Below are 26,044 nucleotides of genomic sequence, written 5' to 3'. Positions count from 1 at the left end.
GAACAGTGGGCAGACCGAGGAGAAGTTATGTCGTTACCCACTGTTGTATTCCTTGACCGCGCCACCATACCGCGCCATATCCACCTGCCGGCACTGACCTTTTCTCATCGTTGGCAGGAGTTCGATACCACAGCGCCAGAGCAAGTGGTTGAACGCCTGCAGGATGCGGAAATCGTCATTACCAACAAAGTCGTGCTCAGTGCCGAGATCCTGGCTCAATTGCCGAATTTACGTCTGGTCGCGGTATCAGCCACCGGCGTTAATAATGTCGATGTTGATTACTGCCGGATTCATAATATCGCGGTGTGTAATGTGCAGGGTTATGCGACCCGTTCGGTGCCGGAACATGTGGTGGCGATGATGTTTGCTCTGCGGCGTAATCTGATGGGCTATCACCATGATATCGCTGCCGGTGAATGGCAGCGCAACAAGCAGTTCTGTTTCTTTACCCACTCGATCGGTGATATTGCCGGTAGCACGCTCGGTCTGATTGGTGGCGGCGCGCTCGGCCAGGCAACTGCTGCTCTGGCGCGCGCTTTGGGGATGCAGGTGCTGTTTGCTGAACATAAAGGTCAGGCTGAATGCCGCGCCGGTTATACCCCGTTTGAACAGGTGCTGCGCGAAGCGGATGTGTTATCGCTGCACTGCCCGCTGACCGAGCAGACACGTAATCTGATTGCTCAGCCTGAACTTACCTGTATGAAGCCGACCGCAATCCTGATCAATACCGGCCGTGGCGGCCTGGTGGATGAAACCGCGCTGGTGGACGCGCTCAAGCAGCGCACCATTGCGGGGGCCGGGGTCGATGTATTTACCCAGGAGCCGGCGGATATTAATAATCCGCTGATTGCCAATATGGATTTGCCGAATTTGTTGTTAACGCCGCACGTCGCGTGGGGCAGTGATTCTGCCATTCAGCAACTGGCTAACATCTTAATCGACAATATTGAGGCATACGCCGCCGGTAAACAGCAAAACCGGATTGTGTAGGCGTGAGCCGGGCCGGTAAAGCGTTCATCCAGCCGGACAACAGATACAAAAAAGGCAGCGAATTCGCTGCCTTTTCTTCATCCTGATAACTTACAGAGCGGCGATGGTCGCTTTCTGCTCTTCCAGTTTAGTCAGGGTCTCTTTGTAACCGTCCAGCTTCTCACGCTCTTTGGCAACCACAGCTTCCGGCGCTTTGGCGACGAAACCTTCGTTACCCAGTTTGCCTTCAATGCGTTTGATCTCGCCTTGAGCTTTCGCGATCTCTTTCGCTAGGCGATCCAGTTCGGCATCTTTGTCGATCAGGCCCGCCATCGGGATCATCAGCTCAGATTTACCCACCAGTGCGGTCGCACAGGCCGGCGTTTCTTCACCTGATGCCAGGATGCGTACGCTTTCCAGTTTCGCCAGCGACATCAGTACTTGCTGGTTAGCCTGCAGACGCTGCGCGTCGGTCTCGTTGGCTGCTTTCAGCATCACTTCGAGTGGTTTACCCGGGTTGATGTCGTATTCTGCACGCAGGTTACGGATGCTGGTGATGAAGGCTTTTACCCATTCGATGTCATCCAGCGCTTCCTGATGGAAGTTGTCGGCATCGTACTGAGGCAGTGCCTGCAGCATAATGGTGTCGCCTTCCACACCCTCAACCAGTGGCTTAACGCTTTGCCAGATAGTCTCGGTGATGTACGGCAGAACCGGATGAGCCAGACGCAGGGTCTTCTCCAGCACAGTGATCAGGGTACGGCGTGTCGCACGTTGCTGCGCTTCGTTACCTTTCCACAGCACCGGTTTGGTCAGCTCCAGGTACCAGTCACAGAACTGGTTCCAGATGAACTCGTACAACGTGTTCGCGGCCATATCGAGGCGGTAGTTGTCGATGTGTTCGTTGAACGCTTTCGCTGCCAGTTCAAACTGAGATTCGATCCATTTGTCGGCCTGTGAATACTCAAGTGCAGCGCCTGCAGCAAAGCCACAATCCTGCTCTTCGGTGTTCATCAGTACATAACGGCTCGCGTTCCACAGCTTGTTACAGAAGTTACGGTAACCTTCCAGACGCTTCATATCCCAGTTGATATCGCGACCGGTGGATGCCATTGCTGCCAGGGTAAAGCGCAGTGCATCGGTACCGTAAGGTTCAATCCCGTTTTCGAACGTTTTACGCGTGTTTTTCTCGATCTTGGCCGCCAGTTGTGGCTGCATCATGTTGCCGGTACGTTTGGTAACCAGCGATTCCAGATCGATACCGTCGATCATGTCGATCGGATCCAGCACATTACCTTTTGACTTCGACATCTTATCGCCGTTTTCATCACGGATAAGACCGGTGACGTAAACCGTCTTGAACGGGACTTGTGGCTTGCCGTTTTCATCTTTGATGAAGTGCATGGTCATCATGATCATGCGCGCCACCCAGAAGAAGATGATGTCAAAACCGGTCACCAGAACTTCTGACGGATGGAACACTTTCAGGGCGTCCGTGTTTTCCGGCCAGCCCAGGGTACCGAAGGTCCACAGCGCCGAAGAGAACCAGGTATCCAGCACGTCTTCGTCTTGGCTCAGGGCAACATCAGCCGGGATGTTGTTGTCAGCACGGACTTCGTCTTCGTTACGACCCACGTAAACGTTGCCGTTGGCATCGTACCAGGCCGGGATGCGGTGACCCCACCACAGCTGACGAGAGATACACCAGTCCTGAATATCACGCATCCAGGAGAAGTACATATTTTCGTACTGCTTAGGCACAAACTGAATGTCGCCATTCTCCACCGCTTCAACCGCAGGCTGGGCCAGAATACCGGCACGCACATACCATTGGTCAGTCAGCATAGGTTCGATCACCACACCGCCACGGTCACCGTAAGGGACAGTCAGGTCGTGATCTTTGATTTCTTCCAGCAGGCCAAGCTGCTCAAATTCTGCCACGATCGCTTTACGTGCCGCAAAACGTTCCAGGCCTTGGTACTGAGCCGGGATCTCGGTGCTGTAAGCGTCGCTCGCTTCACCGTTCGAATTGAACACTTCCGCTGCAGCGCGCACGTTAGCATCAAAGGTGAAGATGTTGATCATCGGCAACTGATGACGTTTACCCACTTCATAGTCGTTGAAGTCGTGTGCCGGGGTGATTTTCACACAGCCGGTACCTTTTTCCATGTCAGCGTGTTCATCGCCGACAATCGGGATACGACGGCCCACGATAGGCAGCAGGACATCTTTGCCGATCAGATCTTTGTAGCGTGGATCTTCCGGGTTTACCGCCACACCGGTATCACCCAGCATGGTTTCCGGACGCGTGGTCGCGACGACAATGTAGTCTTTACCTTCAGCAGTTTTGGCGCCATCGGCTAACGGGTAGCGGAAATGCCACATGTTGCCTTTAACGTCTTTGTTTTCCACTTCCAGATCAGAAATCGCGGTGTGCAGTTTTGGATCCCAGTTAACCAGGCGCTTACCACGGTAAATCAGGTCGTCTTTGTACAGACGGACAAACACTTCCTGTACTGCTTTGTAGAAGCCGTCATCCATAGTGAAACGTTCACGGTCCCAGTCAACCGAAGCACCCAGGCGGCGCAGCTGTTGAGTGATGGTGCCGCCAGATTCGTTTTTCCATTCCCAGATCTTGTCGATGAAGGCATCACGACCGTAATCGTGTTTGGTTTTGCTCTCTTCTGCCGCGATCTTACGCTCAACAACCATCTGAGTCGCAATACCCGCGTGGTCAGTACCGACTTGCCACAGGGTGTTCTTACCCTTCATGCGCTGGCAACGAATCAGGGTATCCATAATGGTGTCTTGGAATGCGTGACCCATATGAAGGCTACCAGTGACGTTCGGTGGCGGAATCATGATGCTGTAGGCGTCTTTTGATGTGTCACCGTGAGGCTTGAAGTAGCCTTTTTCTTCCCAAGTCTGATACAGATCTTGTTCGATTGATGTTGGGTTATATGTCTTTTCCATAGCGCTCTTAAATGGATACTTTGATGGTTAATACTGGCAATCTTTATAAGTGAGGTCTCTCAACAAGAGAGCTTAACTATAACGATGAACCATTATGGGTATTGGATCTCGATGGTTTGCAGCTGATAGCCCGCCTGGCGGTACAACTTATAACGTTCACGAGCCCGTTGTTTCGCATTTTCTTCGTTGGGGACGAAGTCTACCACCTCTGCGAAGGCCTTCGCAAAGGTTGTATGATTATCGGCCAAATTTATTGCCAGTTGCCGGTTCCAGGTAGGTTTGACCCCGCAGTGACCGATTTCGATCGCCGTGCCGTAGCGCGGACCTTCTCCAACCAGATTATGGGCAATAAAGTCCGTCGCGTCGACCTGCCAGAAGCGCTCTGCCATCTGCTCGGCATGGGCTTTATCATTGCATTGCAGATACACTTTGGCGCCCTGACGGGCAAAATGCTGACTGAGGAACAGCGCATAGTCAGCCAGACCGGATTCCGTCGCCTGCGGGGAATCAGGCTGGACGATATAAAACGTTGCGGTTGCCATACTTGTGCCTCATTCGGTTCACGACCAACACTCGCCGTTATTAAACATAGTTATCGATAAACATAGTTGTCGGTAAAAATAGTTGTCGGTAAACATAGTTAGCGGTAAACCTCGATTCGCGATAAACAAAAAAGGGCCTGACGGCCCTTTTATTTTCGGGAGTATTACTCCTCGCTATCCTGGCCACTGCGATTGAGCAGGAATTGGACCAGCATAGAGACCGGACGACCAGTTGAACCTTTCGCCGCACCAGAGCGCCACGCGGTACCCGCGATATCAATGTGGGCCCAGTTGTACTTCTTAGTGAATTTCGACAGGAAGCAACCCGCGGTGATCGCGCCACCCGGACGGCCACCGATGTTCTGCATATCGGCAAACGGGCTTTTCAGCTGTTCGTGGAATTCATCCGCCATCGGCAGACGCCATGCGCGGTCGCTGGCCTGCTCAGAAGCATTGACCAGTTCATGGGCCAGCGGGTTATGGTTGGCCATTACACCACTGATGTGGTGACCCAGTGCAATCACACAGGCACCGGTCAGCGTGGCCACATCGACCACACAATCGGGTTCGAAGCGCTCTACGTAGGTCAGGGCATCACACAGAACCAGACGGCCTTCTGCGTCAGTGTTGAGGACTTCAACCGTCTGACCTGACATGGTCGTCAGGATGTCACCCGGACGGTAAGCGTTACTGCCAGGCATGTTTTCACAGCCAGCCAGAATACCCGTCACGTTAAGTGGCAGGTTCAGTTTGGCAATCGCTTTCATGGTACCAAATACTGACGCGGCACCACACATGTCGTACTTCATCTCATCCATCGCTTCGCCTGGCTTGAGTGAAATACCGCCTGAATCGAAAGTCAGACCTTTACCAACCAGGACAATCGGCTTGGCATTCGGATCCGGGTTGCCCTTGTACTCGATGACTGACATCATGGATTCGTTCTTCGAACCACGGCCAACCGCCAGGTAAGAGGTCATGCCCAGTTTTTCCATCTCTTCTTCACCAATGATCTTGGTGCTGATGGTTTCGTAGTCGTCAGCCAGACGACGAGCCTGGGAAGCCAGGTACGCCGGGTTAGCCACGTTTGGTGGCATATTGCCGAGATCTTTACAGGCTTTAACACCGGAAGCGATAGCCAGACCGTGCGTGATAGCACGCTCGCCCAGGCTCAGTTCACGGCGGGTAGGGACGTTGAATACCAGTTTACGCAGCGGACGACGAGTCTCCGGCTTCACGGTTTTGAACTGGTCGAAAGTGTACAGGCCATCTTTGGTGGCTTCGACTGCCTGACGCACTTTCCAGTAAGTATCGCGCCCCTTAACATGCAGTTCAGTCAGGAAGCAGACCGCTTCCATTGAGCCGGTTTCGTTAAGTGTGCTGATGGTTTTCTGAATGATTTCTTTGTACTGACGTTCGCCCAGTTCGCGCTCTTTACCGCAGCCAACCAGCAATACGCGCTCAGACAGAACACCAGGTACTTGATGCAGCAGTAGCATCTGCCCCGGTTTACCTTCCAGATCACCGCGACGCAGCAGTGAACTGATATAGCCGTCGCTGATTTTATCTAGCTGTTCTGCGACTGGAGAAAGGCGGCGTGGTTCAAAGACACCGACAACGATACATGCGCTACGTTGTTTTTCAGGGCTACCACTTTTAACACTGAACTCCATGCGTACTCCTACATCCTAAAGACAAATAGAACTAAATGTTAGATAATGCGTTCTTACTTGTTGAATCCTCACTTGGATCTACCCTTTAGTTAAGCGCTCTAACACATAGTGAAATTTTAAAAAATAAAAGGTTCAACGGGAAATTATAGTGATTCAATCAAAAAAACAAGTTTTGCATAGGTTATTTCAGCGTGATTATTGTTAGATATTTGATCCGCGAGACACTAAAAAGCCAATTAGCGATCTTTTTCGTGCTGTTTTTAGTGTTTCTGAGCCAAAAATTTATTCGCGTTTTAGCCGATGCGTCTGATGGTGAAATCCCGGCTCGTTTGATTTTATCCATTGTCGGTCTGAACATGCCGGCAATGGGACTGTTAATGCTGCCACTGAGCCTGTACATCGGGATTTTGCTCACCTTCGGTCGCCTGTACGCGGAAAGTGAAATTACAGTGATGAATGCCACCGGGATCGGTAATAAGTTCCTGGTGCGCGCTGCATTGTATCTCGGCATTATTACCTCGTGTGTCGCCGGCTTTAACGCGCTGTGGCTGTCACCCTGGAGTCAGGATAAAGTCGAATCGCTGATGGAACAGCTGGCGGCGGAAAACAGTGTTGACCTGTTGCAAACCGGTCAGTTCCAGCGTTCGCCGGATGGTTCGTCGGTGGTGTTTATCGATAATATCGACAACAAAACTCTGAACAACGTGTTCGTGGCGCAACTGACGCCACGTGAATCGATCCTGCCGAGTGTGATGTTCTCCGATTCCGGTGACGTGAAAGAACTGAGTGACGGACGCCAGATCATCACCATGTATAACGGCACCCGCTATGAAGGGGTCCCGACCCGCGTCGATTACATGATCTCCAAGTTTGATGAATATGAAGGCTTGATTGGTCAGCGCGAGGTGGAAGAAAAAGGCCGCGACTGGGAAGCGATTCCGACCCTGGAACTGATGCATAATTCTGATCGCCGCGCGCAGGCGGAGTTGCAATGGCGTATTTCACTGGTGGTCTGTATTCCGCTGTTGACCATGCTGGTGGTGCCACTGTCGGCGGTCAATCCGCGTCAGGGCCGTTTTGCCAAAATGGGTCCGGCAATCCTGATTTACCTGACTTATTTTCTGGCCATCAGTGCGACTAAGTCAGCACTGGAAGATGGCTCTATCCCGGCTCTGGTCGGTATGTGGCCGATCAATGCAGCGCTGCTGCTGACGGCTATTATTGCCAATACCATGGATAGCGTGCCGGTGAGAAAATTCAAAGATAAGTTAAGACAAAAGAAGAAAAAGGTAGCCTAAGTCATGTTTAAGATTCTTGACTGGTACATCGGCCGCACCATTATTGCCACCACCATGCTGGTACTGGCCACCTTTGTCGGGTTGTCCGGTATCATCAAATATGTTGAACAGCTGCGCAAAGTGGGTGACGGTACCTACGATCTGCTGCAGGCCCTGCTGTTTGTGGTGCTGAGTATTCCGCGTGATATTGAAATGTTTTTCCCGATGGCTGCATTGCTGGGGGCACTGATTGGTCTTGGTGCTTTGGCCGCAAGTTCAGAGTTAGTAGTGATGCAGGCGGCGGGTTTTTCGAAAATTGATATTGGTTTGTCGGTGCTGAAAACCGCGGTGCCGCTGATGATTATGGTCACTCTGCTTGGTGAGTGGGGCGCGCCGCAGGCGCAGAAAGCGGCGCGTGATTTGCGCGCGTTCGCAACCTCCGGCGGCCAGATTTTATCGGTCCGCACCGGGGTTTGGGCGCGCGATATCAATGATTTTATCTTCATCGCTAAAATCGATGATAATCGTCTGCATGGCCTCAATATGTGGCGGTTCGATGATAATAAACAGCTAACCAACGTGGTCTTTGCCAAACAGGCCGATTATCTCGGCGATAATCTGTGGATGATGAAAGGTGTTGAGATCACGGACATGAAAGATGACGTCGTCATCACCAAACAGTCACTGCCAGAATACCGCTGGCAGACCTCTCTGGCCCCGGATAAGCTGGCGGTGGTTACCGTCAAGCCGGAAGAGCTGGCGCTGAGTGGTTTGTATGATTATGTTCATTATCTCAAAGAGTCGGAACAGGATGCTTCCCGTTATGAACTGGCGTTCTGGCGTAAGATTACTCAGCCGTTTTCGATTGCGGTCATGATGCTGATGGCACTGTCGTTTATCTTTGGTCCGCTGCGTAGTGTGACCATGGGGGCTCGGATCTTGTCCGGGGTCATCGCAGGTTTCACCTTCTATATTTCCAGTGAGTTTTTTGGTCCGCTCAGTCTGGTGTACGGTATCCCACCGGTGTTTGGCGCTGTCGCGCCGAGTCTGGTGTTCCTCAGTATTGCTATCGTGCTACTACGACGCAAACTTTAACGGGTGTTATGAACAGAAAAGGAAAGCAGAAGCTTTCCTTTTTTATTCCTTAACAGAGGACTGCGCTTATTTAACTTTCGGCAGCACGACCACACAAGTCTTGGCCCACATGTCCTGAAAAGCACGTTTCTTTGGATCAAAAAGTACCGTCAGGTTTCCCAGTCCGAAGACTGATGTTGCCAGGCGGATCAGGGCCTGTGTCGCTGAAATGCGCGTACCGTCCGGATTACATACCACCAGTTTCCAGGCCCGCATTCCGAGGGTTTGGCCGCCGCGGGTCCAGAAGAACACGAAAAAGTAGATCCAGGCGCAGGCCAGATACAGGGTATAAGCCGGGCTCCAGATCGGGTGATGGCTAAGCAGGTCACCTGCGTCCTGATAAGGGGCATAACTGAGTATCCCCGCGGCGACACACGCTTCTAGTACAGCAACAACAACGCCACCGGCAATCATCAGGATCGCCATCACCACCAGGGTATCGTAAATCAGTGCTCCGACACGGCGCAGCAGCCCGGCAGGAGGCAGAGTGGACTCGTTCATAACAACCTTTGTATCTAATCAACCGGCCGTCAGCATATCGCCAGGTTGGTCAGGTGAAAAGAGAGCTGCCGCACAGCTTAGTGATTGGTCGTAATTTGTTACCCTGAGCAAGAAGAGAGATCGAATGGGTTCACAAAAGCGTAACCAAACTTGCCTCTGCTCAGTCAGCAGGTAAAATTCGGCCACTATGCCAAAGCGGATCTCTGTGCAGCCGGCGGTATTGGTTACGACTCTTGGTCTGGTTTCACTTTCTGGTTAGGGAAAATCATGGCGCTTTTTAATTGGTATCACGCTTCAATCAAACACAAAATCGGCGGTCTGTTTGTTTTGCTGCTGACGTTTTTGCTGTTTGCGATTGTCTATTCAGGTTACAAAATTAAGCAGATAGACCATGAGATGCGTGAACTCGCCTATCTGGATATCCCTCTTAGCCAGATTATGCGCCAACTGGAGTTTATTGAACTGGAACAACACCAGCAGTTTGAACGCTCCCTGTTAGCGGGGAAGTCGTATGATGAGCTCAAACGCCATCAGCAGCTGGCATTTCAAAAGCACAAAATGAAGAGCCTGCTCGATAAAGCAGTACAGTTGATTGAGCAGAATCTGAGCCAGAACAAGGTAATTCTGATGCCTGCTAAGCATCAGCAGGTATTGCAGGAGATCAGCCGCTATGCGCAGCAGAGCGCGGCGTTTGAACAACATCTGGAAATGGTAGCTGGGCGCGATGTCATTTCTGCGGCGGAGCGGAATAGGATGGAAACCCTGGCCGATGAACTGGAAGCGGCCGGTACAAACATTATTGGTCATCTCGAGAACGTCACTCGTCAGGATGCTTACTACACCGAGCGCCACGAGAAAGATTTCCTGCTGGTCAGTATACTGCTAGGCTTTGGCGCGCTGGGGTTGGGGTTATTTCTCACCGTCTATATCGTGCAGATTATTCTGCATCGCATTCGCCGCATTCAGGGCGAAATTCATACCATGACCTCGACGCTTGATCAGGGCGACGGATCATCAGAGCTTGATGTAGCGCCTATCCAGACCCGCGACGAGCTGGCGGAACTGGAATATGAAATCAATATTGTGATGTCACGTCTCAGCGTTGAGATGACCAGCCGCGAAAGGGTCGAAAAGCAGTTATTGGCGCTCGCGACTCAGGACAAACTGACTGGTGCATTCAATCGCCATAAATGGGAAGAGCAGATCCAACTGCAACTGGATCTGGCCGAGCGTGGTGGTTATGACTTTGGTCTGGTATTGCTGGATGTAGATTATTTTAAACGGGTCAATGATCGTTATGGTCACCAGGTAGGTGACCAGCTACTACAATTGTTGGTTGCTCAGCTCAAGCAGCGTATTCGCTCTACTGATATGCTGTTTCGCCTCGGCGGTGAGGAATTCGCGATTGTGTTACCGATGCAAAATGGTGACAGCAGCTATCAACTGGCACAAAATCTGAGACAGCTGGTGGAGGATTTACGCGAAGAGGATTTGCCTGAGTTTACTATCAGCGCCGGTGTCACCAGTTATATAGCGCAGGACAGTGAAGCCTCTTTGTTCAAGCGGGCGGATATGGCGCTGTATCAGGCGAAAGCACAAGGGCGTAATCGGGTTATCTTATTGGCGCACAATGAGTAATAACGAGAGAGTTAGCCTGAATTAAGCGAGTTAGGATTGGTGGCGAAATATTCAGCAAACAATTTAGTTTTCAATATATTGTTATTGCACCGTCTTCGTTCTTACGTATAATGGCCAACCACTGAAGGGGATTCCCCCTAAGATGCCGGTGTGGTGAAATTGGTAGACACGACGGATTCAAAATCCGTTTCCTTCGGGAGTGGCGGTTCAAGTCCGCCCATCGGTACCATGATTAGAAAGGTCGCTTATTATAGCGGCCTTTCGTCGTTTTCGGGCTCAGTGAACGCGGGGCGGGAAAACGGTGTTTTCCGGAGTGGCGGCTTGAGCGCAAGCCCGGTCAGTCCGCCCATCGGTACCATAATTAGAAAGGTCGCTTATTACAGCGGCCTTTCGTCGTTTTGGGGCTCAGTGAACGCGGGGCGGGAGAACAAAAGGGGACAGCAAGGCCCCTTTTGTCGTTATGGTTTGCTTGCAGATTATTTGGCCGTAATCACACTCATGACCAGTTTGCCGTCTTCGCGTACCGGACCATCTTCTTTGGCACCTAACGTGTACTCAAAAATACCGGTTTTCATGCCGCCGGCTTCGCCGTGTAACATTAACATCAGCATCTCACCAGATTTTACCGGTTCAGTCAGTATCGCTGTGACGTCGCTGTTATTGCCTTTCTTAACCGGCGAATAACCAACCACCGGACCCGGTTTCATTTCTTTATCAGTGCGGTGCACCACCATCCAGCCATTGTCGCCGGCCATTATCATGTTGGCAGATACTGTTCCACCGGAAACATCCTGATCAGTGGCTTTAACGCCGAGATGATGTCCGGCCCATGCCAGAGAAGAAGCGGTAGTTAGTACAGTGAAAAGACAAAAGGTTTTTGCTGAAGCTGTAAAACGATTTTTCATAATATTTTCCTGTTGCAGCGTAATCTTAAACACGATTTGTCAGCGCTACTTCTGCCAACTATCTCTGATACGTAGCGACATCGATTGCAGTTCAACCATGGACGTAAAAAAGTGCATTTATTTTTGTGTCCTGATATTTAGGTCTTTGAGCGCCATTTCGACTGAGGGCATCAGATGTGATTAATAACCATGGCTTTTCGGGCAGATGATCGAGTGGTGGTATGTTGAATTGGAATAAGTTTGGGGTGTGTACCGAAATCGTGATGAACTGAGCCTGGTATTCAGTCTGGCTCATTTGGCTTAGTGAGCCTTAGGGCGTCGAGCAATATGTTTGGTAATAACAATACCCCCCCGAAATTTTCGGGGGGGGGGTATTGTTTGTGTTTATCACGGCCTGAAGATGAATATTATTCAACAGCTACCAACGGTTCCTGGCTATCACGCCATCGAGCCAGCGCTTGGATATGTTCCGGCCTGATTCCGCAACATCCTCCGAAAAGAGTGGCACCGAGTTGATACCAATGCTGCGCTAATACTAAGTAACTTTGTGGTGAGAGTTCGGAGCTTGGTGTACTCGTGTTTTGTGCTGTGAGCGCAGAGTCTGTGGTGGTGGAAAAATTGATGTATCCGCCAAGTTCGATATCTGCACGCTTGATGCGTTCCGCGGCACGAGCAATAGCCTGGGAAATGACGTCGGTTGTTTCACTCTCAAACAGAATACCCTCGCCACCGTGCTGGACGATAAAATCAATGGCATCAATAGCGGATTCTCCGGAGCGCAACTGAAGCTCGGGGGTTGTTTCGTTGCTCAGCGATAAAATGTAGTAACAGGGCTGTTGAGCGTGTTGCAGAACCGATTGCACTAATGTGAGTTCAGCTATACTGGCTATCTCTTCTGCGAACCACAGATCAACGTAGCGGTTTTGGGCTGCAAACAGAGCGTGATAGATACCCAGTGCAGATTCAGCATCAAACAGGTCTGGGTCGTCATTGCCATACGGCGGAGATAACGCACCCGCAGCCAGAACTTTATTCCGGTGCTTCACTTTTTCGTGCTGTACGACGGACTGAGCGATAATCGCGGCTTCGCGTGCCAGTGACTCACCTTTGGCCTGATAGCACTCTTGACCGAGATAAAAGGGTACGCAAGCGGAGCTGTTCGCAATGATGACTTGCGCTCCGGCATCAATAAAATTTTGATGAGCCTGGCGCACATAGCCTGGTGTTTCCAACAGTGCTTGTGCACTCCACATTGTTTGTGAAAACGGGGCACCGATTCGTTCTAATTCTCTGCCCATACCACCGTCTATGATGGTTAATTTTTTCATCTTAAGCGCCTGAAGTACGTGGGATGATGGCGGTTATTGAACCATATTGTGATTTGTATCAAATTGAATTCTGTTCAATGTTACTATGAATTAAATTCACACTTTAATCTTGGCTTAGTGTCATTTTTTGGACGTGAACAATGTTAGTACTCTGATTTATTGCATGTGATGGGAAGGAAGTTGTCGCTATTATTGTGCACGGAAATTTGGCGGAAGAAAACTAATAGGCAACGGTTAATGGAATGATAGAAGTGTCTGGAGATAAACTAAATTTAAGAAGACTCATTTTACTGTTGTGCCTATTCACGGCATTCATCACCCTAATCAATGCATTTTACTCCATGTATCGGGTGCAGCGAGAGTTAATCATCACCAATACTTTGGCTTCTAATCAGGTGTATGCCGAGAAGATGGCCGAAATGACAGATGCATTTTTGACTTCAGCACTCAATCAGCTCGCGTTTAGTGCCGCGGTGCTGAGTGATAAAATAGCGGATCCTGAATTGTTGTTAGCTGAAACTGAACGGTTAAAACAGCAGACCGATTCATTTAATTCTGTGGTCGTGGTCAACGCTGATGGTGTGATTAAGGCGATTGCGCCGCAAACGCTGCCAGTGACAGGTATAGCTCTGACCGGCGTCAACTCGCTCCAGTCTCTCACAGCACAAAAGCCGCTGATTACCGATCCTTTCGTCTCTCCAGCGGGCAACTATATTACCAGTATCTCTTATCCGATCTTTTCAGCTTCCGGCCACTATCAGGGATTTGTCAGTGGCACGATTTATCTGGAGCAGGAAAACATGCTGGCCACGTTACTGGGTAAACACAGTTATCGTGACGGTTCATATCTGTATGTAGTGGATCATAATCGTACTTTGGTTTATCACCCGGACCATCGGCGCATCGGTCAGGTGATCACGAAAAATGCTGCGATAAACGCAGTCGCACGTGGTGAAAGCGGCCACATCGAGACTTTAAATGTTTTCGGTACTGAAATGCTGGCTGGTTATGCTCCGGTTAAACAATCTGGTTGGGGTATTGTGGCGCAGAAACCGCGTGCAGAGGCGTTGATGGTTCTTGATGATCAGTTGCTTCAAGTGGTGTGGCAATCGATTCCGATAGGTATCGTCACCCTGATTATTATCTGGATATCGGCGATTTTTATCTCAAAACCACTTTGGCAACTGGCCAGCGCGGTTAAGAAACTTGAAAGTGACAGTTCACTCATGGATGAGATGAAACTCGTCAAACCTTGGTACTTTGAGGCTGCTCACCTCAAACAGAGTTTCTTACGTGCATTCGGGGTTGCGTCTAACACCATCGATCGACTGCAGTCCGATAGCTTAACTGATGCTATGACCGGATTGTTGAACCGACGTGGGTTAGAAAAAAGTATTGAGAGTTTTACCGTCCGCCAGATGCCATTTTCTGTGCTTGCGCTCGATTTGGATTATTTCAAGAAGGTGAATGATACCTATGGGCATGATGCGGGTGATGAGCTGTTGCGGGAAGTATCGAGTTTGATGAAACAGCAGGCACGGGAGCAAGATATTGTGTGTCGTGCAGGCGGGGAAGAATTTATCCTGTTGCTCAGTAATACCCATATCGCCCGGGCTTATGAGGTGGCGGAACGTATCCGGGCCTCAGTGGCCAATCATAGTTTCACTATGGTGCCAGCCATTACTATTTCAATTGGTGTGGCATATTGGTCCGCTGGTGATGAGGCGATTGAATCAGTGATGAAAAAGGCGGATATGGCACTGTATCAGGCCAAACATAATGGTCGTAACCGTACTGAGATGAGTGATTGTTAGCTAAAGATGCGGAAGACAAGCTGGCTGGACTTTTGCGTGCCTGAGTTCCTTTCTATAGAGCGACATACCAGTATTCAGATTTGGTGAGAGGAATCGACTATGCTTCTTATAAAAGCAGGAGGTGTCTATGTTTATCCTCACACCGTATATATTTTTTTCCGGCCGCTGTGAACAGGCGCTCGACTTTTATTGCCAGTGTTTTGATGGCCATGTATTAACCAAACGCTATTTTCATGAAGCGCCACAGCTGATTAAAGGCGTTAACCCGAACTGGATCATGCATGCTGAACTGGTCACGCAGCATATGAAGTTAATGCTGTCTGATGGCATTGCAACGCAGGAACTCAAAGATAATCAGATTGCACTGTCTGTGGTGATGGATGACATTGATCGTCAACTCGTATTATTCGAACAGTTAGCTGAACAAGGTAAAGTGATGATGCCATTAGAAGACACGTTCTGGGGCACCCGATGCGGAAAAGTTGAGGATCAGTTCGGTGTTCGCTGGATCATTAATTGCGAAGTTTGTTGAAGATCTCGCTTTATACGCAGCTCTCTGAGTATTGTATTGATGACCTTATTATTGAGTTCTTCTAATATATGAACACCTAATATCAAGGCCCCTGATTAGTAGGAGCCTGCGTACCAAGGACAGAGTGATAGAGTGGCAAGTATCAAAATTACGGTCGATAGGCTGCAACCTGGGTTACATATCCGTTTGCCGGTCAAATGGAATGAGCATCCTTTTCTGTTTAACAGCTTTAAGATTACGACTCAGGAGCAAATCCGCCTGATTCGGCATCTGGGTATCCAGCACGTATTTTTGAATCCGGCCCAAAGCGATACCTCGCCTTTACCTCCACAGACTCAGGGGCAGTCGGAAGCTGAACAGAGTAGTGACCCAGCGATTGACGATGAAGCTGACAAGTTATGGCAGGAAAAGCAGAAACGAATCGAGAAACTGAATGCTTATCGGCGCCGGGTTTTGCATTGTGAGAAAGAATTTGAACGCTCACTGGCCCGTATGCGTGCGGTTATGAACAAAATTCGTAATCGTCCGCAGGATGCGGTCGATGAAGCTAAGCAGCTGGTCGACGATGTTGTCGACAAGCTGCTCAGTGAGGACAGCGTCACCCTGCACCTGATGAACAGCAAAAGTGAGTTTGAAGACATCTATTTCCATTCACTTAATGTTTCAGTGATTGCCATGATGATCGGAAAGAACAAAGGATTTCCTGCCGACAAATTAAAAGAGCTCGCCTTCGCCTGTCTGTTTCATGATATTGGTAAAATGCGCGTTCCGAGTGCAATTGTCAGAAAGCCGACTCCGCTTAGCGAACCGGAAAAAAACTACCTTAAACTGCATACCAAGTATGGTCAGGAGTTAGCGGCTAATATAGAGGACTTTCCGGCTAGTGCGATGCGAGTGATAGAGCAACATCATGAATTGAATGATGGCTCTGGCTATCCGCAGGGCTATAAAGAAGAAGAGATTGATGAATTAGCGCAGGTGGTCGCAGTCGCCAATGCGTTTGATAACCTTTGCCACCCCAATGTGGTGGCTGAGCAAAAAATCCCTTATATCGCGTTATCTCACCTTTATAAGAATTGCCGCCATCTGTATAACCATGAAAACCTCAATATCATGGTCAAATTCATGGGGGTGTTTCCGCCCGGAACAGTGGTTCAGCTCTCTAATGATATGGTGGGGCTGGTCATCTCGGTGAATGCTAAGCATCTGCTGTTTCCTAATGTCCTTATCTATGACCCTTCAGTACCACGTACTCAGGCTCCGATTATTGACCTGGCTAGTAAAGACATAAAGATAGTCAGTGCGATATTACCGAATAAGTTACCGGACAAAATTCGTGATTACCTCAATCCTCGTTCACGGATTTCCTATTTTTTTGATAGTGACGATTAGTTATCCACAGTTTTTTGTGAGTAAATTGTGGGTGTGCTGAGAGTAAAGTCTGCATAAAAAGTCGTTCGTTTGTTTAATAACCAAACGAACGTTTTTTTATAAAAAAAGTGATTTTTAGTATTGCCAAGTTGAAGCAACTCTCTATAATGCCGCCTCACTGACACGGCAGACGCCACAAGGCTTCAGCGCTGGTCAGCGAGGTGAAAAGCTTCTGAGAAATAAATTTGAAAAAGTGTTTGACTCTTCAAATTAACTCGCTAGAATGCACCTCCGCTTTGAGAAGAAAGTTTCGAAAAAGCAACGCTCTTTAACAATATAAACCTATCAATCTGTGTGGGCACTCGTTGATGATAATCGAAGATGATTCTAAAGAATCAACTTAGGTATCAATGAACTGAGTGACCAAATTTGAATGAGCAATCATTCGAGCACAGTCAATTCATTACCATTCTGTTGGAATGGTAATAGCTTTGAATTACTAAGGTAATTTGAAGTCAGTATTCATTGAGCCTCCCCTAATTATTTAGGGAATCAAATCTTAAATTGAAGAGTTTGATCATGGCTCAGATTGAACGCTGGCGGCAGGCCTAACACATGCAAGTCGAGCGGCAGCGACTTAACTGAACCTTCGGGGAACGTTAAGGGCGGCGAGCGGCGGACGGGTGAGTAATGCCTGGGAAATTGCCCTGATGTGGGGGATAACCATTGGAAACGATGGCTAATACCGCATAATGCCTTCGGGCCAAAGAGGGGGACCTTCGGGCCTCTCGCGTCAGGATATGCCCAGGTGGGATTAGCTAGTTGGTGAGGTAAGGGCTCACCAAGGCGACGATCCCTAGCTGGTCTGAGAGGATGATCAGCCACACTGGAACTGAGACACGGTCCAGACTCCTACGGGAGGCAGCAGTGGGGAATATTGCACAATGGGCGCAAGCCTGATGCAGCCATGCCGCGTGTATGAAGAAGGCCTTCGGGTTGTAAAGTACTTTCAGCAGTGAGGAAGGCGGGTGCGTTAATAGCGCATTCGTTTGACGTTAGCTGCAGAAGAAGCACCGGCTAACTCCGTGCCAGCAGCCGCGGTAATACGGAGGGTGCGAGCGTTAATCGGAATTACTGGGCGTAAAGCGCATGGGTGGTTTGTTAAGTCAGATGTGAAAGCCCGGGGCTCAACCTCGGAATTGCATTTGAAACTGGCAGGCTAGAGTACTGTAGAGGGGGGTAGAATTTCAGGTGTAGCGGTGAAATGCGTAGAGATCTGAAGGAATACCGGTGGCGAAGGCGGCCCCCTGGACAGATACTGACACTCAGATGCGAAAGCGTGGGGAGCAAACAGGATTAGATACCCTGGTAGTCCACGCCGTCAACGATGTCTACTTGGAGGTTGTGGCCTTGAGCCGTGGCTTTCGGAGCTAACGCGTTAAGTAGACCGCCTGGGGAGTACGGTCGCAAGATTAAAACTCAAATGAATTGACGGGGGCCCGCACAAGCGGTGGAGCATGTGGTTTAATTCGATGCAACGCGAAGAACCTTACCTACTCTTGACATCCTCAGAAGAGACTGGAGACAGTCTTGTGCCTTCGGGAACTGAGAGACAGGTGCTGCATGGCTGTCGTCAGCTCGTGTTGTGAAATGTTGGGTTAAGTCCCGCAACGAGCGCAACCCTTATCCTTGTTTGCCAGCGAGTAAAGTCGGGAACTCCAGGGAGACTGCCGGTGATAAACCGGAGGAAGGTGGGGACGACGTCAAGTCATCATGGCCCTTACGAGTAGGGCTACACACGTGCTACAATGGCGCATACAGAGGGCGGCCAACTTGCGAAAGTGAGCGAATCCCAAAAAGTGCGTCGTAGTCCGGATTGGAGTCTGCAACTCGACTCCATGAAGTCGGAATCGCTAGTAATCGTGGATCAGAATGCCACGGTGAATACGTTCCCGGGCCTTGTACACACCGCCCGTCACACCATGGGAGTGGGCTGCAAAAGAAGCAGGTAGTTTAACCTTCGGGAGGACGCTTGCCACTTTGTGGTTCATGACTGGGGTGAAGTCGTAACAAGGTAGCGCTAGGGGAACCTGGCGCTGGATCACCTCCTTATACGAATGATTATTGCGATGAGTGTTCACACAGATTGATGGTTTATACGATTTAAGAGACGATACTGGGTCTGTAGCTCAGGTGGTTAGAGCGTTCGCCTGATAAGCGAGAGGTCGGTGGTTCGAGTCCACTCAGACCCACCAATCTTCCTCCCAGGAGATTGGCACACAGTATCAACACCTGATGGGGCTATAGCTCAGCTGGGAGAGCGCCTGCCTTGCACGCAGGAGGTCAGCAGTTCGATCCTGCTTAGCTCCACCATCTTTAAGCGCATTCCTTCATAAAGAAGAAATCAGTGCTCTTAAACATGGTTCATCTCATTAGAGATACGAATCTTGCTCTTTAACAATTTGGAAAGCTGACAAAATAATCTTTTGTTTATTCGTAAACGAAACATTATTTGTAAAGTTCTCAATGTATTCCGAAATGGAATACACCAACAACACATTCAAGTGTGCTTGGTAGAAACTTGTTTAACAAGTTTCAAAATTGAGTCCGGCAAAATCGAAAAGTCTCTCGCTCATTCAAATAATGAGAGACAACGAAACCTTGGTGACTTGGTTCATCAACTCGAAACTCCTTCGGGTTGTATGGTTAAGTGACTAAGCGTACACGGTGGATGCCTTGGCAGTCAGAGGCGATGAAGGACGTACTAACTTGCGATAAGCGTAGATGAGGCAGTAAGAGCCACTTGAGTCTACGATTTCCGAATGGGGAAACCCACCTGCATAAGCAGGTATCATTAACTGAATACATAGGTTAATGAAGCGAACCGGGGGAACTGAAACATCTAAGTACCCCGAGGAAAAGAAATCAATTGAGATTCCGAAAGTAGCGGCGAGCGAAATTGGATTAGCCCTTAAGCTTTACATGCGTCAGGTGAAGGTTCTGGAAAGGACCGCGAAACAGGGTGATAGCCCCGTAGCCGACAGCGTATGTTCAGTGAAATCGAGTAGGGCGGGACACGTGTTATCCTGTCTGAACATGGGGGGACCATCCTCCAAGGCTAAATACTCCTGACTGACCGATAGTGAACCAGTACCGTGAGGGAAAGGCGAAAAGAACCCCTGTGAGGGGAGTGAAATAGAACCTGAAACCGTGTACGTACAAGCAGTAGGAGCACCTTCGTGGTGTGACTGCGTACCTTTTGTATAATGGGTCAGCGACTTATATTCAGTGGCAAGGTTAACCATTTAGGGGAGCCGTAGGGAAACCGAGTCTTAACTGGGCGTTCAGTCTCTGGATATAGACCCGAAACCGAGTGATCTAGCCATGGGCAGGTTGAAGATTGAGTAACATCAATTGGAGGACCGAACCGACTAATGTTGAAAAATTAGCGGATGACTTGTGGCTAGGGGTGAAAGGCCAATCAAACTCGGAGATAGCTGGTTCTCCCCGAAAGCTATTTAGGTAGCGCCTCGGACGAATACTACTGGGGGTAGAGCACTGTTAAGGCTAGGGGGTCATCCCGACTTACCAACCCTTTGCAAACTCCGAATACCAGTAAGTACTATCCGGGAGACACACGGCGGGTGCTAACGTCCGTCGTGGAGAGGGAAACAACCCAGACCGCCAGCTAAGGTCCCAAATTACAGCTAAGTGGGAAACGATGTGGGAAGGCTCAGACAGCTAGGATGTTGGCTTAGAAGCAGCCATCATTTAAAGAAAGCGTAATAGCTCACTAGTCGAGTCGGCCTGCGCGGAAGATGTAACGGGGCTAAGCTGTAAACCGAAGCTGCGGCAATGCGATTTATCGTATTGGGTAGGGGAGCGTTCTGTAAGCCGTTGAAGGTGTGCTGTAAGGCATGCTGGAGGTATCAGAAGTGCGAATGCTGACATGAGTAACGATAAAGGGGGTGAAAAACCTCCTCGCCGGAAGACCAAGGGTTCCTGTCCAACGTTAATCGGGGCAGGGTAAGTCGACCCCTAAGGCGAGGCCGAAAGGCGTAGTCGATGGGAAACGGGTTAATATTCCCGTACTTCTTACAATTGCGATGGGGGGACGGAGAAGGCTAGGTGGGCCTGGCGACGGTTGTCCAGGTTCAAGTGCGTAGGCTTGAGAGTTAGGTAAATCCGGCTCTCTGTAAGGCTGAGACACGATGTCGAGTCACTACGGTGATGAAGTCATTGATGCCATGCTTCCAGGAAAAGCCTCTAAGCTTCAGATTGTAAGGAATCGTACCCCAAACCGACACAGGTGGTCGGGTAGAGAATACCAAGGCGCTTGAGAGAACTCGGGTGAAGGAACTAGGCAAAATGGTACCGTAACTTCGGGAGAAGGTACGCTTCTGACGGTGAAGTCCCTCGCGGATGGAGCTATTGGAAGTCGCAGATACCAGGTGGCTGCAACTGTTTATTAAAAACACAGCACTGTGCAAAATCGTAAGATGACGTATACGGTGTGACGCCTGCCCGGTGCCGGAAGGTTAATTGATGGGGTTAGACTTCGGTCGACGCTCTTGATCGAAGCCCCGGTAAACGGCGGCCGTAACTATAACGGTCCTAAGGTAGCGAAATTCCTTGTCGGGTAAGTTCCGACCTGCACGAATGGCGTAATGATGGCCACGCTGTCTCCACCCGAGACTCAGTGAAATTGAAATCGCTGTGAAGATGCAGTGTACCCGCGGCTAGACGGAAAGACCCCGTGAACCTTTACTACAGCTTGGCACTGAACATTGAACCTACATGTGTAGGATAGGTGGGAGGCTTTGAAGACGTGACGCCAGTTGCGTTGGAGCCGTCCTTGAAATACCACCCTTGTATGTTTGATGTTCTAACTCTGGACCGTTATCCGGTTCGAGGACAGTGCCTGGTGGGTAGTTTGACTGGGGCGGTCTCCTCCCAAAGAGTAACGGAGGAGCACGAAGGTGGGCTAATCACGGTTGGACATCGTGAGGTTAGTGCAATGGCATAAGCCCGCTTGACTGCGAGAATGACAATTCGAGCAGGTGCGAAAGCAGGTCATAGTGATCCGGTGGTTCTGAATGGAAGGGCCATCGCTCAACGGATAAAAGGTACTCCGGGGATAACAGGCTGATACCGCCCAAGAGTTCATATCGACGGCGGTGTTTGGCACCTCGATGTCGGCTCATCACATCCTGGGGCTGAAGTCGGTCCCAAGGGTATGGCTGTTCGCCATTTAAAGTGGTACGCGAGCTGGGTTTAGAACGTCGTGAGACAGTTCGGTCCCTATCTGCCGTGGGCGTTGGAAGATTGAAGGGGGCTGCTCCTAGTACGAGAGGACCGGAGTGGACGAACCTCTGGTGTTCGGGTTGTGTCGCCAGACGCATTGCCCGGTAGCTAAGTTCGGAATCGATAACCGCTGAAAGCATCTAAGCGGGAAGCGAGCCCTGAGATGAGTCTTCCCTGACACTTTAAGTGTCCTAAAGGGTTGTTCGAGACTAGAACGTTGATAGGCAGGGTGTGTAAGCGTTGTGAGGCGTTGAGCTAACCTGTACTAATTGCCCGTGAGGCTTAACCATACAACACCCAAGGGGTTTTGATGGACTCAATGACCAGTACATTGAATGTGTGATGAGAACATAAACAGCTTTCCAATCTTTTGTCTTCACTTTTAAAAAAGTGAAAATAAAAGGTAATTATCGCTTACAGCGGTAGTTAAACAGAATTTGCTTGGCGACCATAGCGTTTTGGACCCACCTGATTCCATTCCGAACTCAGAAGTGAAACGAAACAGCGTCGATGGTAGTGTGGGGCCTCCCCATGTGAGAGTAGAACATCGCCAGGCTTTAATTTCTTGTTTTCAGCTTTTTCAGAAAAGCTGAAGGCAAAGCAGAGACTTGTTTTAAACAGGTTTCTCGTCCTCAGTGACAAGATTTAGTGTGCTGATATGGCTCAGTCGGTAGAGCGCATCCTTGGTAAGGATGAGGTCCCCAGTTCGATTCTGGGTATCAGCACCATTTATTCGACACGCGTAAGCGGTCAAAAAATTTGTTTGGCGACCATAGCACTTTGGACCCACCTGATTCCATTCCGAACTCAGAAGTGAAACGAAGTAGCGCCGATGGTAGTGTGGGGTTTCCCCATGTGAGAGTAGGACATCGCCAGGCTTGATTTCAAAACCCTGACCACAAGGTCGGGGTTTTCTCGTTTTAAGCTTCCAGAATCCTAGTTCCTAGAGTGACAACTCGTCCCTTCCTTCTCTCTGTTTTTATCAATAATTGTTCTCACATGGGTGTGGCTTAGTATGCCCCTATGCGACATATTTCCTAGACTCTCTATATTCCCGCTCCCGCCTCATTTAATGCCCAGTTGTACTGATAGCGGATATTGCCCCGAAAACCGGACAGGTCTGCACGATAGGTAGCCAGGTGCTGTATGAGCTGCTGACGGGAGCCAAAATCGACCTGATACCAGTCATAAATACTGGAGAGAACCAGCTTTTCGTCTTGCATGTGCGCGCCTTTTTCACTATTGATAAACTCTTGTGCGGCACTATCGAGCAACTGATCGAGATTATCAGCAGTAAAGGCTTGAGGCTGCAGGTTGGGGCAGCCCAGGCTGGCGCAGTTGAGTGCATAGTGAGTTCTTGGTTCGAGCCAGATCGGGCGCAGTATACGGTGCTCTATGTCATTCAGGGTTAACGTCTGACCGGCAATCGTGAGCACTTTGTCATCCCAGGGCCCAAAGCTGAACAGGCCGCCTAATTGGGTAATGGAGTCGAGTGGATAGTGTTGGAGGATGAGTTGTACCGTTTGTGCATTATAGAGATTTATCCAATAGGCATATTGCTCTGAACGGTTAAGCGTCCTTGGGTCGATAGCCGCCAGAGAAGAAAGGTAACGACTGAGTTTGTGCTGATCTGTCTGGCTGACGGCGGCGTAGTTAAACAAGGTATATTCGCCATTGCGGGAGAGATAGCGATCAAGTAGTTGTTGCCAGGCGTCATGAGCTATTTTTTGCCGGTTTTCTTGGTTACTGGCCGTCCAAAAAAGCCACAAATCAGCTTTTGGTGCAGCGAATACGCTGACAGGCAAGCAGAGTAATAAACTCAGTAGGTATTTCATCGGCGTAACTTTCCTTACTGTTGCTGAGCTGACGTCATTCAGACCGGATAAGGTGACAATTGCTTATAGAATTAATACTAGCCGCTAAAATACGTCAGGTACAAAAAGGGCTGCAGTATGCAGCCCTTGTACAGAATCTCAATCGCGCCGTTATTTCAGAAACGCCGGGATTTTTGCTTCATATTCGGCGATCTTCGCTTCATGCTGAAGCGTCAGGCCGATGTTGTCTAACCCGTTGAGCAGACAGTGACGACGGAACTCATCGATTTCAAATGAGTAGCTTTTGCCATTCGCAGAAACTGTCATGCTTTCCAGATCAACCGTGATGTGTGCCCCTTCGTTAGCTTCAACGTAAGTGAACAGTTCATCCACTTCCTGCTCGGTCAGGCGTACCGGAACCATCTGGTTGTTGATTGAGTTACCGTAGAAAATGTCCGCAAAGCTTGGGGCGATCATGACACGGATACCATAATCAGCCAGTGCCCAGGGAGCGTGCTCACGAGATGAACCACAACCGAAGTTCTCGCGCGCCAGCAGAATACTGGCGCCCTGATAACGGGCTTTGTTCATCACAAATTCCGGATTGGCCTGCTGACCGGCATCATCCAGGAAGCGCCAGTCGTGGAACAGGTGCTTACCAAAACCGATGCGGTTTACTTTCTGCAGAAACTGTTTCGGGATGATGGCATCTGTATCGACGTTTGCTGCGTCCAGAGGAACCACTAAGCCTGTATGTTGTTGAAAACCTGCCATTGTTTATGTCCTCTGTCCTTAGTTAATTTCGCGGATATCGACGAAGTGGCCAGCGATCGCGGCGGCTGCTGCCATTGCCGGGCTGACCAGATGGGTACGACCATCACGGCCCTGACGGCCTTCAAAGTTACGGTTGGAGGTCGATGCACAACGCTCCCCAGGACCTAAGCGGTCATTGTTCATCGCCAGACACATTGAGCAACCCGGCAGGCGCCATTCAAAACCGGCTTCGATAAAGATCTTATCCAGACCTTCAGCTTCCGCCTGAGCTTTCACCTGTTCAGAGCCAGGGACGATCAGAGCCTGCACGTGAGAGGCGACTTTCTTGCCTTTGGCAACTGCCGCTGCTGCACGCATATCTTCGATACGTGAGTTAGTACAGGAACCGACGAAGACTTTATCAACCGGGTAGTCAGACAGCATTTTGCCTGCTTCCAGACCCATGTAAGCCAGTGCTTTTTCTGCTGAAGCGCGTTCTACCGGATCGGCAAATGAAGCCGGAGCCGGAATTGGTTGATCAACGGCGATCACCTGGCCCGGGTTGGTTCCCCAGGTAACCTGCGGTTTGATGTCAGCACCGTTCAGAGTTACGACAGCATCGAACTGCGCGTCTTCGTCCGTTTTAAAGGTTTTCCAGTACTCGACGGCCGCATCCCAGTCAGCACCGCTTGGTGCAAACTTACGACCTTTGATGTAGTTAAATGTGGTCTCATCTGGTGCGATCAAGCCAGCTTTTGCGCCTAACTCAATAGCCATGTTACACACGGTCATACGGCCTTCCATCGATAGATCACGGATAGCTTCGCCGCAGAATTCAACCACATAGCCGGTACCGCCAGCCGCCGTGGTTTCACCAATGATAGCCAGTACGATATCTTTCGCGGTAATGCCCTCGGCAACTTTGCCTTTGACTTCAATTTTCATTGTCTTGGCGCGCGCTTGTTTCAGCGTCTGGGTCGCCAGAACGTGTTCAACTTCGGACGTACCGATGCCGAATGCCAGTGAACCGAACGCACCGTGAGTCGCAGTATGTGAGTCACCACATACGATCGTCATGCCCGGCAGGGTAATACCCAGCTCAGGTCCCATAACGTGTACTATGCCCTGGTATTTGTGGTTGAGGTCATACAGGGTGACGCCAAACTCTTCACAGTTCTTAGACAGGGTTTCCATCTGAATACGGGCCATTTCGCCGGACGCATTGATGTCTTTGGTGGTGGTCGATACGTTGTGGTCCATGGTCGCGAAGGTCTTACCGACCTGACGCACTTGGCGTCCTTTTTCGCGCAGGCCGTCAAATGCCTGTGGCGAGGTCACTTCGTGGACCAGGTGGCGGTCGATATACAGAATCGGGTTTTCACCCTGCGCCGCAACGACAACGTGCGCATCGTAAACTTTTTCGTATAAGGTTTTTGCTTGGGACATTGCTACTTCCTTGAGCTCAAGAGAGCCAGAGTGGAGCCGGTTTAAACCGGCTCTTTTAGTTATGCTTGAG

16 protein-coding genes, 4 tRNA genes and 4 rRNA genes are annotated in these 26,044 nt (G+C 49.9%); 15 read left to right on the top strand and 9 right to left on the bottom strand.

Features of this window, described 5'->3' with window-relative positions:
* Positions 1-27 precede the first annotated feature (27 nt).
* Complete coding sequence (locus J0X00_RS09965) at positions 28-990, top strand: D-2-hydroxyacid dehydrogenase (RefSeq protein WP_218562678.1); 963 nt, start codon at positions 28-30, stop codon at positions 988-990.
* Positions 991-1,080: 90 nt separating this feature from the next.
* Here the strand turns inward: J0X00_RS09965 and J0X00_RS09960 are convergent, their stop codons facing one another.
* The 3 genes from J0X00_RS09960 to pepA form a co-directional block, all read right to left on the bottom strand.
* Entirely contained in the window at positions 1,081-3,942 is a 2,862-nt protein-coding gene (locus J0X00_RS09960; protein ID WP_282477996.1) for a valine--tRNA ligase, read from the bottom strand.
* A 92-nt stretch (positions 3,943-4,034) separates the two neighbouring features.
* Positions 4,035-4,484, bottom strand: a complete 450-nt coding sequence (locus J0X00_RS09955; protein ID WP_136485046.1) for a DNA polymerase III subunit chi — start codon at positions 4,482-4,484, stop codon at positions 4,035-4,037.
* 164 nt (positions 4,485-4,648) lie between these two features.
* On the bottom strand, positions 4,649-6,157 hold the full coding sequence (gene pepA, locus J0X00_RS09950) for a leucyl aminopeptidase (RefSeq protein ID WP_136485044.1): 1,509 nt from the start codon (positions 6,155-6,157) through the stop codon (positions 4,649-4,651).
* A gap of 191 nt (positions 6,158-6,348) precedes the next feature.
* Here pepA and lptF point away from each other — a divergent pair, with 191 nt between their 5' ends.
* Both lptF and lptG read left to right on the top strand, forming a co-directional pair.
* Positions 6,349-7,455, top strand: a complete 1,107-nt coding sequence (lptF, locus tag J0X00_RS09945) for an LPS export ABC transporter permease LptF (RefSeq protein WP_136485042.1) — start codon at positions 6,349-6,351, stop codon at positions 7,453-7,455.
* A 3-nt stretch (positions 7,456-7,458) separates the two neighbouring features.
* Positions 7,459-8,529: an LPS export ABC transporter permease LptG gene (lptG, locus tag J0X00_RS09940; protein ID WP_136485040.1), complete on the top strand. Its 1,071-nt coding sequence runs from the start codon at positions 7,459-7,461 to the stop codon at positions 8,527-8,529.
* A 66-nt stretch (positions 8,530-8,595) separates the two neighbouring features.
* Here lptG and J0X00_RS09935 read toward each other — a convergent pair whose 3' ends face one another.
* Positions 8,596-9,069, bottom strand: coding sequence for an RDD family protein (locus tag J0X00_RS09935; RefSeq protein ID WP_282477995.1), 474 nt, complete (start codon positions 9,067-9,069; stop codon positions 8,596-8,598).
* Positions 9,070-9,219: 150 nt separating this feature from the next.
* Between J0X00_RS09935 and J0X00_RS09930 the strand changes: the two genes are divergently transcribed.
* The gene (locus tag J0X00_RS09930; RefSeq protein ID WP_282477994.1) at positions 9,220-10,707 is read left to right on the top strand and encodes a GGDEF domain-containing protein; all 1,488 of its coding nucleotides are present in this window, start codon (positions 9,220-9,222) and stop codon (positions 10,705-10,707) included.
* A gap of 144 nt (positions 10,708-10,851) precedes the next feature.
* A tRNA-Leu gene (locus J0X00_RS09925) sits at positions 10,852-10,936 on the top strand.
* A 247-nt stretch (positions 10,937-11,183) separates the two neighbouring features.
* Here the strand turns inward: J0X00_RS09925 and J0X00_RS09920 are convergent.
* Together J0X00_RS09920 and J0X00_RS09915 are read right to left on the bottom strand one after the other, a co-directional pair.
* Positions 11,184-11,612 (bottom strand): hypothetical protein, encoded by a 429-nt coding sequence (locus J0X00_RS09920; protein ID WP_136485023.1) that lies wholly within the window; start codon positions 11,610-11,612, stop codon positions 11,184-11,186.
* A 407-nt stretch (positions 11,613-12,019) separates the two neighbouring features.
* A complete protein-coding gene (locus J0X00_RS09915; RefSeq protein ID WP_282477993.1) occupies positions 12,020-12,940 on the bottom strand; it encodes a homocysteine S-methyltransferase family protein in 921 nt (306 codons plus the stop codon).
* A 242-nt stretch (positions 12,941-13,182) separates the two neighbouring features.
* On the opposite strand from J0X00_RS09915, the gene J0X00_RS09910 reads away from it, so the two are divergent.
* The 10 genes from J0X00_RS09910 to rrf (J0X00_RS09865) all read left to right on the top strand — a co-directional run bounded on the left by J0X00_RS09910 (position 13,183) and on the right by rrf (J0X00_RS09865) (position 22,839).
* Positions 13,183-14,754 carry a sensor domain-containing diguanylate cyclase gene (locus tag J0X00_RS09910; RefSeq protein ID WP_282477992.1) on the top strand — a complete coding sequence of 524 codons (1,572 nt, stop codon included), beginning with the start codon at positions 13,183-13,185 and terminating at the stop codon, positions 14,752-14,754.
* Positions 14,755-14,881: 127 nt separating this feature from the next.
* On the top strand, positions 14,882-15,286 hold the full coding sequence (locus J0X00_RS09905) for a glyoxalase/bleomycin resistance/extradiol dioxygenase family protein (RefSeq protein WP_136485014.1): 405 nt from the start codon (positions 14,882-14,884) through the stop codon (positions 15,284-15,286).
* Between the two features lie 132 nt (positions 15,287-15,418).
* Entirely contained in the window at positions 15,419-16,678 is a 1,260-nt protein-coding gene (locus J0X00_RS09900; RefSeq protein WP_136485012.1) for an HD-GYP domain-containing protein, read from the top strand.
* A gap of 540 nt (positions 16,679-17,218) precedes the next feature.
* Positions 17,219-18,769 (top strand): 16S ribosomal RNA (locus J0X00_RS09895).
* Positions 18,770-18,835: 66 nt separating this feature from the next.
* Positions 18,836-18,912 (top strand) — tRNA-Ile (locus J0X00_RS09890).
* 42 nt (positions 18,913-18,954) lie between these two features.
* Positions 18,955-19,030: transfer RNA gene (locus J0X00_RS09885), tRNA-Ala, on the top strand.
* A gap of 331 nt (positions 19,031-19,361) precedes the next feature.
* A 23S ribosomal RNA gene (locus J0X00_RS09880) occupies positions 19,362-22,251 on the top strand.
* 150 nt (positions 22,252-22,401) lie between these two features.
* Positions 22,402-22,517, top strand: a 5S ribosomal RNA gene (gene rrf, locus J0X00_RS09875).
* A 96-nt stretch (positions 22,518-22,613) separates the two neighbouring features.
* Positions 22,614-22,689: transfer RNA gene (locus J0X00_RS09870), tRNA-Thr, on the top strand.
* A gap of 34 nt (positions 22,690-22,723) precedes the next feature.
* A 5S ribosomal RNA gene (rrf, locus tag J0X00_RS09865) occupies positions 22,724-22,839 on the top strand.
* Together the 16S, 23S and 5S rRNA genes with 3 tRNA genes alongside form the textbook arrangement of a ribosomal RNA operon.
* Positions 22,840-23,007: 168 nt before the next feature.
* Here the strand turns inward: rrf (J0X00_RS09865) and J0X00_RS09860 are convergent.
* The 3 genes from J0X00_RS09860 to leuC form a co-directional block, all read right to left on the bottom strand.
* The gene (locus J0X00_RS09860; protein ID WP_218562683.1) at positions 23,008-23,796 is read right to left on the bottom strand and encodes a DUF547 domain-containing protein; all 789 of its coding nucleotides are present in this window, start codon (positions 23,794-23,796) and stop codon (positions 23,008-23,010) included.
* A 150-nt stretch (positions 23,797-23,946) separates the two neighbouring features.
* Positions 23,947-24,549 carry a 3-isopropylmalate dehydratase small subunit gene (gene leuD / locus J0X00_RS09855; protein WP_136485969.1) on the bottom strand — a complete coding sequence of 201 codons (603 nt, stop codon included), beginning with the start codon at positions 24,547-24,549 and terminating at the stop codon, positions 23,947-23,949.
* A gap of 18 nt (positions 24,550-24,567) precedes the next feature.
* Positions 24,568-25,974: a 3-isopropylmalate dehydratase large subunit gene (gene leuC / locus J0X00_RS09850; RefSeq protein ID WP_136485971.1), complete on the bottom strand. Its 1,407-nt coding sequence runs from the start codon at positions 25,972-25,974 to the stop codon at positions 24,568-24,570.
* Between the last annotated feature and the right edge of the window lie 70 nt (positions 25,975-26,044).

Source organism: Vibrio sp. ABG19 (assembly GCF_029962385.1).
Taxonomy (GTDB): domain Bacteria; phylum Pseudomonadota; class Gammaproteobacteria; order Enterobacterales; family Vibrionaceae; genus Vibrio; species Vibrio ostreae.
This window is presented reverse-complemented; position numbering and strand designations above follow the sequence as displayed.